The sequence below is a fragment of the Patiriisocius hiemis genome, assembly GCF_031846325.1.
Taxonomy (GTDB): domain Bacteria; phylum Bacteroidota; class Bacteroidia; order Flavobacteriales; family Flavobacteriaceae; genus Patiriisocius_A; species Patiriisocius_A hiemis.
Window position 1 is genome coordinate 462,023 of sequence record NZ_JAVRHZ010000001.1, and the last position, 13,636, is coordinate 475,658.

At 33.7% G+C, this 13,636-nt stretch carries 11 protein-coding genes; 9 read left to right on the plus strand and 2 right to left on the minus strand.

Annotation, left to right across the window (positions count from 1 at the left end; genetic code table 11):
* Positions 1-4 precede the first annotated feature (4 nt).
* Positions 5-2,677 carry a putative LPS assembly protein LptD gene (locus tag RM538_RS02175; protein WP_311331747.1) on the minus strand — a complete coding sequence of 891 codons (2,673 nt, stop codon included), beginning with the start codon at positions 2,675-2,677 and terminating at the stop codon, positions 5-7.
* A 195-nt stretch (positions 2,678-2,872) separates the two neighbouring features.
* On the opposite strand from RM538_RS02175, the gene RM538_RS02180 reads away from it, so the two are divergent.
* Genes RM538_RS02180 through bshA form a run of 9 tightly spaced genes read left to right on the plus strand, consistent with a single transcriptional unit; the run spans position 2,873 to position 13,091 of the window.
* Entirely contained in the window at positions 2,873-3,997 is a 1,125-nt protein-coding gene (locus tag RM538_RS02180; RefSeq protein ID WP_311331748.1) for an N-acetylmuramoyl-L-alanine amidase family protein, read from the plus strand.
* 53 nt (positions 3,998-4,050) lie between these two features.
* Positions 4,051-5,001: an MlaD family protein gene (locus RM538_RS02185; RefSeq protein WP_311331749.1), complete on the plus strand. Its 951-nt coding sequence runs from the start codon at positions 4,051-4,053 to the stop codon at positions 4,999-5,001.
* Positions 5,001-6,323: a 4Fe-4S dicluster domain-containing protein gene (locus RM538_RS02190; RefSeq protein WP_311331750.1), complete on the plus strand. Its 1,323-nt coding sequence runs from the start codon at positions 5,001-5,003 to the stop codon at positions 6,321-6,323. Before RM538_RS02185 ends, RM538_RS02190 begins: the two co-directional genes overlap by 1 nt.
* Before the next feature lie 47 nt (positions 6,324-6,370).
* Positions 6,371-6,805, plus strand: a complete 435-nt coding sequence (locus RM538_RS02195; RefSeq protein WP_311331751.1) for an LNS2 domain-containing protein — start codon at positions 6,371-6,373, stop codon at positions 6,803-6,805.
* Positions 6,806-6,817: 12 nt separating this feature from the next.
* Positions 6,818-7,675, plus strand: coding sequence for a class I SAM-dependent methyltransferase (locus tag RM538_RS02200; RefSeq protein WP_311331752.1), 858 nt, complete (start codon positions 6,818-6,820; stop codon positions 7,673-7,675).
* 16 nt (positions 7,676-7,691) lie between these two features.
* Positions 7,692-8,483 (plus strand): (Fe-S)-binding protein, encoded by a 792-nt coding sequence (locus tag RM538_RS02205; RefSeq protein ID WP_311331753.1) that lies wholly within the window; start codon positions 7,692-7,694, stop codon positions 8,481-8,483.
* 3 nt (positions 8,484-8,486) lie between these two features.
* Positions 8,487-8,972, plus strand: coding sequence for an ABC transporter ATPase (locus RM538_RS02210; protein WP_311331754.1), 486 nt, complete (start codon positions 8,487-8,489; stop codon positions 8,970-8,972).
* A gap of 19 nt (positions 8,973-8,991) precedes the next feature.
* Positions 8,992-11,958 carry a serine hydrolase domain-containing protein gene (locus tag RM538_RS02215; protein ID WP_311331755.1) on the plus strand — a complete coding sequence of 989 codons (2,967 nt, stop codon included), beginning with the start codon at positions 8,992-8,994 and terminating at the stop codon, positions 11,956-11,958.
* Positions 11,958-13,091: an N-acetyl-alpha-D-glucosaminyl L-malate synthase BshA gene (gene bshA / locus RM538_RS02220; protein ID WP_311331756.1), complete on the plus strand. Its 1,134-nt coding sequence runs from the start codon at positions 11,958-11,960 to the stop codon at positions 13,089-13,091. The genes RM538_RS02215 and bshA overlap by 1 nt, the downstream gene beginning before the upstream one ends.
* A 45-nt stretch (positions 13,092-13,136) precedes the next feature.
* On the opposite strand, the gene RM538_RS02225 is transcribed toward bshA, so the two are convergent.
* On the minus strand, positions 13,137-13,625 hold the full coding sequence (locus RM538_RS02225) for a hypothetical protein (RefSeq protein WP_311331757.1): 489 nt from the start codon (positions 13,623-13,625) through the stop codon (positions 13,137-13,139).
* Positions 13,626-13,636: the final 11 nt, after the last annotated feature.

Sequence of the window (13,636 nt, forward strand, 5' to 3'; positions counted from 1 at the left end):
TTATTTATAGTCTTTGATCTGGAAGCCTTCTTTTATCATATTTAATATCACTAAGTACAGAAGCTTTTATACCAATAAAAAAGTACCACGCAGTATTAATACTTCCTATAGGAGTCCAATTAAAACTCATTTGCCAACTCTCTAAATCTCTTTGAAAACGTAGCTGTGTTAATGTCACTCCTTTGTTTTTAAAATCGTAACCAGAGGAGACGCCCACAGTCCATCGTGGAGCAAGTTCAAGGTTAGAACTAAACATTAACGATTGGGATGAAATTTCATCTTGTCTTTGATTATTTGCGTATGTAATTGTATATGCTAGACGTAAATCCCATGGTATTTTAAAATTATACCAATCATAATCAGATTTACTTTCTTCCGCATCCTCTTCATTATCTTTATAGATGTTTCCACTATTTATATCGGTAGCATCACCAAAGAGGTCATCTTTTCTACCTCCATTTCTAAAGGTTTCTGTATCTGTAGATTCTTCTCTTTTAAAATCTTTACTTGAAAAAGAGTAGTTTAAACTCATATTGGCATTGGTAAGCCTAAAAAGACTACCTCCGTTATCAATATTAAATTTATCAATTCTTTGATTATTATTATCTAAGGCGTAAGGGTCTAAAGAACCATTAAAGTTTATGTCTAGTTTTTCTACAATGGGGATACTACCAGTAAACCTAACAGGGCTCCATTGTAAGGAATCTCCAGCCAAATTATAGGCGCTAGAAAAATTTAAGTTATTAAGTAAAACAACCTTTTTAGGTTCGGTAGCTGTTGTGTCTTTATTTCTCACTTTAGCTTCAAAAGTATTACTTAATGACATCCCTATACTACTAGAGAAGGTTCTACCTGGTGCGCCAAACAAAGTGCTTTCAAAACGTGAATAAGAAACAGGGTCGCCAGGGATATTATTTGCAGCCTGTTCGGCAGTTTGCGGTCCTTCATATTCTTCATAAAACTGATCAAAAGCTGGGTTAATGTTGTAACTTATGGATGGACGTACTACATGCCTAATTTTCTGAATTTTACTATTCTCATTTCCTACATTAAATGTTCCGTATAATGTTGTTCCTAAACTTGTAGAAAAATTATAAGTTCGATAACTATCAAAACCTCTAATTGTATCTTGTCTAACTGCACCAGCTCCATCATTTAGCGTTTCATCAAAACTTCTTCGTATTGTGTTACCTACCCATGTTTCTTGGTAAGTTGTACTTGCAGAAGCACTTAAATAATCTAATATTTTAAAATTCGTACTAATAGGAATAGTATGTCTGGCACCTAATTGTGCATTGTCAAACATTTCAGGTTTAAAAAAAAGCGAATCGGTTGTACGAATTCTGTTTTCTGCTGTTACATCATACTGTAGGTTAATATTTTGAATAATTCCTTTTTTACTCCCAGATTTTGGTGCAAAAGGGAAAATTCTTGAAACGGATCCATTAAAGTTAGGAAGCGACATGTTAATCTCCTGTGTATTTGTATTCTGGGAATGAGTAGCAGCTACTGTAATATTTACCTGTGGCTCTGTCTCAAAAGTCTTTGCATAGGACACCGAAGAGCTTAATGTGTTAACAAGAGCACTTGCATTATTAGTTTGATTTATTGATTGCTGAAAATATCTACTACTTCCTAAGTTTACAGAAGCAGAAAAACGCGAGGAGGGATTTGCTTTTGCATCTTGTGTATGACTCCAACGTATATTATAAACAGATGATTGGCTAAAGTCTGGAAAACCACGTTCGCTATTAATTAGATTTTCATATCTGATACTTACATTTCCTCTAAACTTGTAGCGTAATGCATAAGATGACTCTCCTCGTAACCCATAACTTCCGTTAGTGTAATAGTCTCCAAGTACGGTTAAGTCTAAGTAATCACTTATTGCGAAGTAATAACCTCCATTTTGGAAAAAGAACCCTCTGTTGTTATCACCAATTGTAGGTATAATAAATCCAGACTGTCTATCTTCGGTTAAAGGAAAATAAGCAAATGGTAAACCAACCGGTGTAGGTACATCTGCAATATACATGTTAGTTAGCCCAGTTACAATCTTCTTTTTAGGAACAAATTTGGCTTTACGCGTATAAAAGTAGTACTCAGGGTCTTCTATGTTTTTTGAAGTGGTAAACTTTACATTCTTTAAAAAATAGACTGAGTCATTTTCTCGCTTAGTTTGTTGAGCTATTACATTAAAACCATTTTGCTCGGTTCTAGTGTTATAAACAATTGCCTTTTTTGTATCTGTATTAAATCGAAGTGAATCTGGGCGTGCCTCATTGCTAGCCTGTACAAACACAGGTTTTTGGATATATATTCCTGCGCTATCTATACCCTTGGCAAACACTTCATTTTTATTGTAATCTAATACTATGAGACCAGCATCAATTCGCATGTCTTCATAAATAATAAAGGCTTTATTATACATATATATTTTGCCTTCATTTCTATCCATATAGACATAGTCTTCGCCATAATATTCAACAACACCTGTTAAAAACTCTTTCTTAGGTTTAATGGTATCTGTCTTCGTAGTATCCTGAATAGTATTATTAGGTAATAGTCCAGACTGCTTAGTAATAGTGATAGTGTCGGTATCTTTTTCGGCAGGAATATTTACTTCATTCTTGGGTGGTATATCTTGCCCAACTGCCTGTGTTGCTATAAAGAACACAGTTAATAAAAAGATGACATATTGCTGAAGTCTTTGCAATGGTACGACCTATTATTTTGTAATTTTACAATTAAATTTCAAGAAACAAACAAAAGCAAGTATTCTTTTGGCTTGATTTTTGAAAATTCAAAATTAAGCATATTTTTTGGGCTACCTTTTATAAAATAACCCAAATCTCAATACGTTATTAGCAATATGAAAACGAAATTAACAACAATTTTCGTACTTGGTTTATTTACATTTCTATTGCCCACTCTTATGGGCAACAAAATGTATGCCCAAAAACAATTTGTAGTTGTACTTGATGCAGGACATGGGGGTAAGGATTCTGGAAATACTGGTAATGGATATCTTGAGAAAGATATTGTATTGGATGTAACACTACAAATAGGAAAAATTCTAGAAGCAGAACCAGGGTTTAAAGTATTGTATACTAGAAAAAAAGATGTCTTTATAGAACTAGATGAGAGGGCTCCAGTTGCAAATAGGGCAGATGCAGATATTTTTGTTTCTATACATTGTGATGCATTCACAAAAGAATCTGCCTATGGTGCTGGTACATTTGTTATGGGATTAAATAAATCCAATCAAAATTTAAATACAGCAAAAAAAGAGAATGAAGTTATTTTTCTAGAAGATAATTTTGAAGAAAGATATGCTGGGTTTAACCCAAATTCACCAGAGTCACTTATTGGGCTAACATTACTTCAAGAGGAGTACTTAGACCAGAGTATTATGCTAGCTGGATTAATCCAAAGCAATATGGTAAATAATTTAAAGCGAAAAGATAGAAGTGTCCGTCAAGATGTTTTTTGGGTATTGCATCATAGTTATATGCCAAGTGTTTTAGTTGAAATGGGCTTTCTTACCAATGACAAGGAAGGGCCATATATCAACTCTAAAAAAGGAAGAAAAGAAATGGCTAGAGAAATTGCAAAAGGGATTATTGAATACAGAAAAAACATTGCTTTAGCTACTAGTGACTTTCAAAACCCAATAATTGAAGAAAAAGAAATAGAGGATGCTATTGACACAGTTGAAGAGAATATTTATGAAGAAATTACTTTTAAAGTGCAACTTGCTGCTGCTAAAAAGAAACTTGATACTGCGCCTTACAATTTTAAAGGCTTAAAAGAGATATCTAGAAATAGAGAAGGTAAGCTTTATAAATACTACTATGGGGAGACTTCAGATTATAATAAAATTCAATTAATGAAAACTTTTGCACAGGAAAAAGGGTACCCAGAGTGCTACATTGTTGCTTTTAAAAATGGTGAAAAACTAAAACTTTCACAAGTCTTAAAATCAAGTGACAAATAGCCTATTTTTCTTTATTAATTGCTACATTTGTTTAAGAACAAAAAAGAACTTCATTGAAACTTACCAGAGAAGTAAAAACAGGAATACTTGCCATAGGAATAATCTTTCTATTTATTTTTGGCTATAATTTCTTAAAAGGCACCAATATATTTAGTAGTAGCCGTACTTTCTATGCCAAATACGACAATGTAGAAGGATTAGCAAAGTCTGCCCCTGTTACCATAAATGGACTTAAGGTTGGTAAAATTCAGAATATAAATTTTGCGAATAAAGACGGACTACTAGTAGTTGAATTCACAGTAGAAAATGATTTTGAATTCTCTAAAAACAGTATGGTTCGTATATATAGCAGTAGTCTAATAGGAGGTAAGTCATTGTCTATAATTCCAGAATATGATTCAAACAACTTAGCAGTTGACAGGGATACTCTTAAAGGAGATATTGAAAAGGGTATGCTTGATGCCGTTAGCGAAACCTTATTACCGCTAGAAAGAAAATTAGAAGCCACTTTGGGAACTGTAGATACATTGCTTGTTGGGTTTACAGATATCATTGACGAGAAAACTAGGGACAATTTAAAAGTAACAATTGCAAATTTAAGTGCTACATCAAATGAGTTTAAAGGAATATCAAAAAGTGTAAATAGGTTGTTAGCAAACAATAATGAAAAATTAGATAGAACCTTTACTAACCTTGATATCACTACAGAAAATTTCGCAAAATTATCAGATTCGCTTGCTAAAATTGAAACAGGCAAGATGGTTGCAGATATAGAGAATGTTACCAGCCAGCTTAATGATATTATAACGAGAATGAATAATGGCGATGGTAGTTTAGGAAAACTACTTAATGATGAGGCTATGTATAATAATCTTGAAGGCGCCTCAAAACAATTAGAACAATTACTCCAAGACATGAAACTGAACCCTAAAAGATACGTTCATTTTTCACTCTTCGGAAGAAAAAATAGAGAATACGACCCACCAGAAGATCCTAATAAATAATGCAGTATATTCCTAATATTCTATTTCTTATAGCACTAGTAGCTGGAATTGGTTACTTCACAAAAAACATACGTTCAATCATAAAAAACATAAAACTTGGAAAAGAAGTTAATGTTTCAGACCACAAAAAAGAACGATGGGGTAATGTATTGCGAATAGCATTAGGACAATCTAAAATGGTTGTACGACCTATTGCAGGACTACTTCATATTGTGGTGTATGTTGGTTTTATCATTATTAATATTGAAGTTTTAGAAATTATTATAGATGGTCTTTTTGGGACACACCGTATTTTTTCTGGATTAGGAATTGTTTATGATATTTTAATTTTTTCTTTTGAAATACTTGCACTTCTTGTGCTTATTTCTGTAATAATTTTTTGGACACGAAGAAACATTCAAAAAATAAAGAGATTTTTAAATCCAGAAATGAAAGGCTGGCCAAAACAAGATGGTAATATCATCTTGTATTTTGAAGTAGTCTTAATGGTATTATTTCTTACCATGAATGCTGCAGATCATCAACTTCAAATTATTGGAGCACCTCATTATACCGAGGCAGGTATGTTTCCTGTTAGTTCTTTGCTGTTACCCTTGTTAGATGGACTATCACAAAGCACTTTAATTATTATAGAGCGTACCGCATGGTGGTTACATATATTAGGCATTTTAGCTTTCTTAAACTATTTATATTTCAGTAAACACCTTCATATTATTCTTGCATTCCCAAATGTTTATTTTGGGCGTGTAACTCCAAAAGGGAAGTTTGTAAATAATAAAGCTGTTACAAAAGAAGTTCAACTTATGATGGATCCTAATGCAGATCCATTTGCTGCACCACCAGAGGGAGCAGAAGCTCCTGCTAAGTTTGGAGCTAGTGACGTAATGGATTTATCACAAACGCAGTTATTAAACGCTTATACATGCACAGAATGTGGTCGTTGTACAAGTGAATGTCCTGCAAGCCAAACAGGTAAAAAATTATCACCTCGTAAAATTATGATGGACACACGGGATCGTGTACATGAAGTAGGACAAAATATTGCTAAAAATGGTGAGTTCAAGGACGACGGAAAACAATTACTAGATAATTACATTACAAGAGAAGAGCTTTGGGCATGTACCACCTGTAACGCTTGTGTAGAAGCATGTCCAGTTAGTATAGACCCACTATCCATTATTATGCAAATGAGAGAGTACCTTGTTATGGAACAGTCTGCAGCTCCGACAGAGTTAAATGTTGCAATGACAAATATTGAGAATAACGGTGCCCCATGGCCATATAATCAAATGGATAGATTAAACTGGAAAGACGAAGCGTAAACCTATTACAAATTAAAATTTATGTTTAGTTTCTCTAAACAATAGCTATGAATAAAGAAGAAGTTGAAAAACTATTAAGTAAAAAAGTAGAACAAGGAGCACAGGTAAGCCCTGTATTACCTGAAAATGTTAAAAACTATTTGATAGATATAGACGGTACCATTACTGAAGATGTGCCTAATGAAGAGCCAGAGCGTATGGCAACTTGTGAACCCTTTCCAGACGCACTAAAGACATTAAATAAATGGTATAATCAAGGGCATATAATTTGTTTTTTCACTTCTAGAACTGAAGACCATAGAGAAGTAACCGAAACTTGGTTGCAGAAACACGGCTTCATGTATCACTCATTATTAATGGGAAAACCTAGAGGAGGTAATTATCATTGGGTAGATAATCATTTAGTAAGAGCTACTCGCTATAAGGGTAAGTTTACAGACCTTGTAGAAAAAGAAGTTACAATCGAAGTTTTTGACGATTAAGTAGCTTTCTATATGAAAAAGAGTAAAGCACTTCGTGATTTATGGTATAAACTGCCAACAAACCAGCGTTATTTAATTAGAAGACTGTATTACTTACCAGTAGATACATTAGACTTAATTTCTGGAAAACGTCATAAGTATGTGCCACCTAGAGGATATATCTATACAGGTTCACCAGCAAGTGCAGAAGATTATCTAAGACAAGGAAAACATCAAGTTAGTTTACTTAAGGATTATATAAATTTAAAGCCAACAGATGCTGTACTTGATATTGGCTCTGGAATTGGAAGAACTGCCATTGCTTTAACAGATTTTTTAAGTAAAGAAGGAAGTTATGAAGGCTTTGATGTTGTAGAACGAGGTGTAGAGTGGTGTACAAAGAAAATACATTCAGATTTCTCTAATTTTAATTTTACGTATGTTCCATTATTTAATGATTTATACAATAATGCTACACTAAAAGCCGAAGAGTTTACATTTCCTTATCCGGATAATAGTTTTGATAAAGTGTTTAGTTTTTCAGTTTTTACACATATGCAATTACAGGAGATTGCACATTACCTAAAAGAAATTGAACGTGTTTTGAAACCTGGTGGCAAGATGTTATCCACCTTTTTTCTGTATAATACTGAAAATGCTGAAAGGATTGCAAATAGAAAACCTTTTGGTTTTCCAGTAGCAAAAGCAGGGTATAAACTTATGGATGAGGATGTAACTGCTGGAAATATTGCATTACACAACGATACACTTAAAGAAATTTCGGAAGTAGCAACCTTACCATTACAAAATATAATTGAAGGTTTCTGGAAAGATGACATAAGAGATAAAAGCAAGAAAGAATACCAAGATATTGCTATCTTTAAGAAATGAAAAGAAAAAGATAATTATGAGCGAAACGATTAAAGTGCCTACCATGGCAGAATATATGGCAGCAGGGAAATCTCCAGAAGTTTTATTTTGGGTTGGCTGTGCTGGAAGTTTTGATGATAGAGCAAAAAAAATAACCAAAGCCTTTGTAAAATTATTGCACAATGCAAATGTTGATTTTGCAGTATTAGGTACCGAAGAGAGTTGCACGGGTGACCCTGCAAAGAGAGCAGGAAATGAGTTTTTATTCCAGATGCAAGCGATTCCAAATATTGAAGTACTTAATGGCTATGAAATTAAAAAAATAGTTACGGCTTGTCCACATTGCTTTAACACAATAAAAAACGAATATCCAGGATTAGGTGGTACTTATGAAGTAATGCATCATACACAGTTTTTAAAAACCTTGCTTAATGAAGGTAGACTTAAAGTTGAAGGCGGGAAGTTTAAGGGTAAACGTATTACATTTCATGACCCTTGTTATTTGGGAAGAGCCAATGGAGAATACGAAGCACCACGCGAGTTATTACAAAAACTAGAAGTAGAACTTGTAGAAATGAAGCGTTGCAAAACTCGAGGACTCTGCTGTGGAGCAGGAGGAGCACAAATGTTTAAAGAACCTGAGCCAGGTAACAAAGACATAAACATCCAGCGAACTGAAGAAGCCTTAGAAACTAAGCCTGATGTTATTGCAGCAGGTTGCCCATTTTGTAATACTATGATGAGTGATGGTGTAAAAGGAAAAGAAAAAGAAAATGAAATCGCTGTTTTGGATGTAGCAGAGATGATTGCAAATGCTTCAGATTTATAATATATGTTAGTAGATTTTTCAAAATTACCAGATCATGCTCGTGTTTGGATTTATCAAGCCAATAGGAAACTATCAGATGATGAAGTAGCTTCTATTAAAGACCAAACAGCTGCTTTTTTAACCCAATGGACAGCACATGGTGCTAACCTTGAGGCTGGTTTTGAGATTAAGTACAATAGGTTTATTATAATTGGGCTTAATCAGGATAATGCTTCAGCATCAGGTTGCAGTATTGACGCATCTGTTCACTTTATACAAGATTTAGAGAAACAATTCAATATTGATTTATTAGACAAAATGAACGTTACTTTTTATACAGGAGAGTTTATTGCCCATAAGCCATTATCAGATTTCAGAAAAATGGCAAAGGCTAAATCTGTTTCCCCTAAAACCGTGGTTTTTAACAATCTAGTAAACACAAAAATTGATTACTTAGAAAATTGGGAAGTTCCTGCAAAAGATAGTTGGCATAGTAGATTTTTAGCATAGTTTTTGTAACTTCTTTTTTATGAATAGAATCCTTGTAGCCCTCTTTTTTAGCTTCCTATTAGCCCCTGTATTTGCACAGCAAATTAATCCATTAATTATTAAAGACGATTTTGAAAACCAAAAGAAATGGGTGGATAGCATTTATGGTAATATGTCATTACAAGAAAAAGTTGGGCAACTTTTTATGGTAGATATTTATTCTAGTGACCCTAAGGAAAAGGTTGATAAAGTAAAGGACTTAATTGTAAATCAATACATAGGCGGTGTTATATTTTCTAAAGGGGGGCCTAAACAACAGGTAAAACTTAATAACGAATTTCAAGAACTATCCAGAGTCCCATTAATGATGGCAATGGATGCAGAGTGGGGGCTTGCAATGAGGTTAGATTCTACGTTCGCGTACCCTTGGAATATGACTTTAGGTGCGATCACCAATGACGAAATCATTAAAAAAGTAGGAAAACGTATAGGAGAACATACCAAACGTATGGGAATGCATATCAACTTTGCACCTGTTGTAGATATTAACACCAATCCTAAAAATCCAATTATAGGAAATAGATCTTTTGGTGAAGATAAAGACAATGTAACACTAAAGTCTTTAGCATTTATGAAAGGAATGCAAGAAGCAGGTATTCTTGCCAATGCAAAACATTTTCCTGGTCATGGTGATACAGATACAGACTCGCATAAAACCTTACCAACAATTACCTTTGATAAAAAACGTATTGATAGTGTTGAGCTCTATCCTTACAAAAGGCTAATTCAGGACGGGTTAAGTAGTGTAATGGTGGCGCATCTTAATATACCCTCGTTAGAAAATAGAGATGGTTATCCTTCCTCTATTTCAGAAAATATTGTTACAAATATTCTAAAAGGAGAATTAGGTTTTAATGGGCTTATTTTTACGGATGCTTTGAGCATGAAAGGAGCCTCCAATTTCAGTTCTCCAGGAGAGATAGATTTAGCTGCATTTTTGGCAGGAAATGATGTTTTATTAATTTCTGAAAATATACCTAAAGCCCACCAACTTATTGTAAATGCCTACAGGGAAAAAGTAATTTCTGAAGAACGTTTAGCTCATTCAGTTAAAAAAATTTTATATGCAAAATATAAAGTTGGCTTACATAACTACCAGCCTGTTGAAAGCAAATATATAATAGAAGATCTAAACTCTGTTATTGACCATGCACTCTATGAAGAAGCCATGGAAAATGCACTTACTGTTTTAAAAAATGACAAGGCCATATTGCCTATAAAAGACCTTCAAAAGAAGAAGATTGCTTATATAAACTTTGGTGATGCAGATAGTGGAGATTTCTTAAAACAATTACGTAAATATGCAGATGTTGACTGGGTAAAAGCCAAAAATCTTGACAGCTACGTTAAAAAACTAAAGAGTTATAATTATGTAATTATAGGGTTTCATAAACCCAATGACAACCCATGGCAATCTTATAAATTTACTGAAAAAGAACTTATTTGGATGTATGAAATTGCAAGAACCAATACTGTAATTTTAGATGTTTTTGCAAGACCTTATTCATTATTAGATTTAAAAAGCTCTACCAATTTTGAAGGCATCATTATGTCCTATCAAAATAGCAAAGTGTCTCAAGAACTTTCGGCACAACTTATTTTTGGAGCAAGAGAAGCAAATGGTAAGTTGCCTGTATCGTTAGGAGAAGATTTTCCGTTAAACACCCACTATAAAACTAAATCCTTAAAGCGGCTACAATATGGAACTCCAGAAAGTGTGGGAGTTAATAGTTATAAACTCAAAAAAATAGATTCACTCGCAAATATTGGTATCTGGGGGAATATGACACCTGGGATGCAGATACTAGTTGCTAGAAAGGGGAAAGTAATCTATAATAAAAACTTTGGCTACCATACTCAGGATAGAAAAAATAGAGTACGTGATAACGATGTTTATGATGTTGCTTCACTAACAAAAATACTAGCTTCTATGCCGCTCATAATTGAGTTGACAGATAGAGGTATTATTTCGTTAGACACAAAACTTTCAGAGATTCTTACAGAATATAAGGGCACTAATAAAGCAAATATAACCTTGCAACAAATGCTATCGCATTATGCTAGACTCAAAGCATGGATTCCATTCTATATAAATACGATAGATACTATCACAAAAAAGCCAGCAACCAAGTATTATAAAACAAGAAGTGATACAGATTTCAATATTAAGGTTGCCAATGATTTGTATATGCGTAGTGATTATAAGGACAGTATTTATAAATTAATTAAAGAAAGTGACTTACGTAGTCGTGTAGGATACAAATACAGCGATTTGCCATATTACTTATTAAAAAAATATTTTGAGGAGTTTTATGGTACTAGCATGGATAAAATAGTACAACGTAACTTTTATGAATCGTTAGGTGCAAACTATACTACTTATAAACCTCTAAATAAGTTTAATAAAGTTGATATTGTCCCTACAGAAGATGATAGCTATTTTAGAATGCAAAAGGTGCATGGATATGTACATGACCAAGGAGCAGCAATGTTAGGTGGTGTAAGTGGACATGCAGGTTTATTTAGTAATGCGAATGATGTAGCAAAGATTATGCAGCTCTATCTTCAAAGAGGGTTTTACGGGGGTAAACGTTATTTTAAACCCGAAACGTTTGATTTGTTTAATGTTTGTACATATTGTGACAAAGATGTAAGGCGTGGTATTGGGTTTGATAAACCGCAACTTGGTGATGTTGGTCCTACCTGTGGATGCGTATCTATGTCAAGTTTTGGTCATAGTGGTTTTACAGGAACATTTACTTGGGCAGACCCTGAAGAAGAAATTGTTTATGTATTCTTATCAAACCGTACCTACCCAAATGCAGAGAATAGAAAATTAATTGGTAGTAACTTACGAAGTAATATTCAAGAAGCTATATACAATGCTATAGATTATAGGAATGTAAAAACTAACCCTGTTGTAACCGATTTAAAACCTGAAGAATAATGAAAATCGCCATTGTGTGTTACCCTACATTTGGGGGAAGTGGAGTAGTAGCAACAGAATTAGGACTTGCTCTTGCTGAAAGAGGACACGAAGTACATTTTATTACATATAAGCAACCCGTTAGGTTAGAATTGCTTTCAACAAATATTCACTTTCACGAAGTAACTGTACCAGATTATCCATTGTTTCACTACCAGCCCTACGAGCTTGCTTTATCAAGTAAGTTAGTAGATATGGTGAAGCTTCATAAAATAGATTTATTACATGTACATTACGCTATTCCACACGCTTATGCAGGTTATATGGCAAAAAAAATGTTACAAGCTGAAGGTATATCGATACCAATGGTAACTACCTTACATGGTACCGATATAACATTAGTAGGAAACCATCCACATTATAAACCAGCAGTAACTTTTAGTATTAACAAAAGTGATGTGGTAACTTCTGTTTCTGAAAGTTTAAAAGAAGACACACTTCGTCTGTTTAATGTTTCAAATGGAATAGAGGTAGTACCTAATTTTATTGATACAAGCAAAATAAATACTGCTTTTACCGATTGTCAACGAGATTTAATGGCTACTGAAGAAGAACGTATTGTTGCACATATAAGTAACCTACGTCCAGTAAAACGTATTACAGATGTAATTGAAATTTTTGATAGAATTCAAAAAGAAATACCTGCTAAACTTTTGATAGTAGGAGAGGGACCAGAACATGAACCGGCTTTACAACTTGCTAAAGATAAAGGAATCGCTAAGAAAGTAGTATTTTTAGGAAACAGTAATGAAATAGACAAAATACTATGCTTTAGTGATTTGTTTTTACTTCCTTCAGAAAAAGAAAGTTTTGGTCTAGCTGCGCTTGAAGCTATGGTAAATGCTGTACCTGTAATATCAAGTAATACAGGAGGGTTACCAGAAGTTAACGAAGATGGGGTTAGTGGATTTTTAAGTGATGTAGGAAATGTAGATGAAATGGCAAAAAACGCACTATCTATTCTCCGAGACCCAGAAGTATTACAACAATTTAAAAATCAAGCAAAAGAAGTTTCCCAAAAATTTGATACACAAGCTATAGTTCCTATGTATGAAGCTGTTTATAAAAAAGCGTTGAAGAAGATAAGTACATAAAAAAACCACGCAATAGGCGTGGTTTGAAATTAGTTTTTCTCTCTTTTAAAATTGATAGCGTATCCCCAGTGCAATATCAAAATCTACATCATCATTGAAATCTCCAAATCCAATTTCGGGTCTAAAGTCTAGTGATAGTAGTAAAGGGATGTCAAAATTGTACTCTATACCAATATCACCTGCAGCATACAAAAAGGTTTCACTATCATCGTCAAATCCTTCAAAGTCATTATCAAAATCTACCTGTGCTACACCACCACCAGCACCTACGTACCAATTAAAATTACCATCAAGTGCCCATACCCATTGGTATAAACCTGTTAATCTATAGGCATCAAAATTCTTATTATTTCTCCACCCAAGGTCAAATTCTAACCTATTATTATCACCTACAGCACGTTGATAACTTACTTCTGTACCAAAGCCGTCACTATCACCCAGTCTTAAACCTAATGCATTTTTTGCAATTTGTTGTGCTGACGCTTCTATTGAAAAACCAGCTAAGATTACCAATACTAAAATTAGTTTTTTCATAATTGTTTTGT

Excerpts from the sequence above, each read along its gene's own strand:
- RM538_RS02210 (WP_311331754.1), top strand. The coding sequence starts at position 8,487 with ATGTTAGTAGATTTTTCAAAATTACCAGATCATGCTCGTGTTTGGATT.
- RM538_RS02215 (WP_311331755.1), top strand. The coding sequence starts at position 8,992 with ATGAATAGAATCCTTGTAGCCCTCTTTTTTAGCTTCCTATTAGCCCCT.
- RM538_RS02195 (WP_311331751.1), top strand. The coding sequence starts at position 6,371 with ATGAATAAAGAAGAAGTTGAAAAACTATTAAGTAAAAAAGTAGAACAA.
- RM538_RS02205 (WP_311331753.1), top strand. The coding sequence starts at position 7,692 with ATGAGCGAAACGATTAAAGTGCCTACCATGGCAGAATATATGGCAGCA.
- RM538_RS02190 (WP_311331750.1), top strand. The coding sequence starts at position 5,001 with ATGCAGTATATTCCTAATATTCTATTTCTTATAGCACTAGTAGCTGGA.
- RM538_RS02200 (WP_311331752.1), top strand. The coding sequence starts at position 6,818 with ATGAAAAAGAGTAAAGCACTTCGTGATTTATGGTATAAACTGCCAACA.
- RM538_RS02180 (WP_311331748.1), top strand. The coding sequence starts at position 2,873 with ATGAAAACGAAATTAACAACAATTTTCGTACTTGGTTTATTTACATTT.
- bshA (WP_311331756.1), top strand. The coding sequence starts at position 11,958 with ATGAAAATCGCCATTGTGTGTTACCCTACATTTGGGGGAAGTGGAGTA.
- RM538_RS02225 (WP_311331757.1), bottom strand. The coding sequence starts at position 13,625 with ATGAAAAAACTAATTTTAGTATTGGTAATCTTAGCTGGTTTTTCAATA.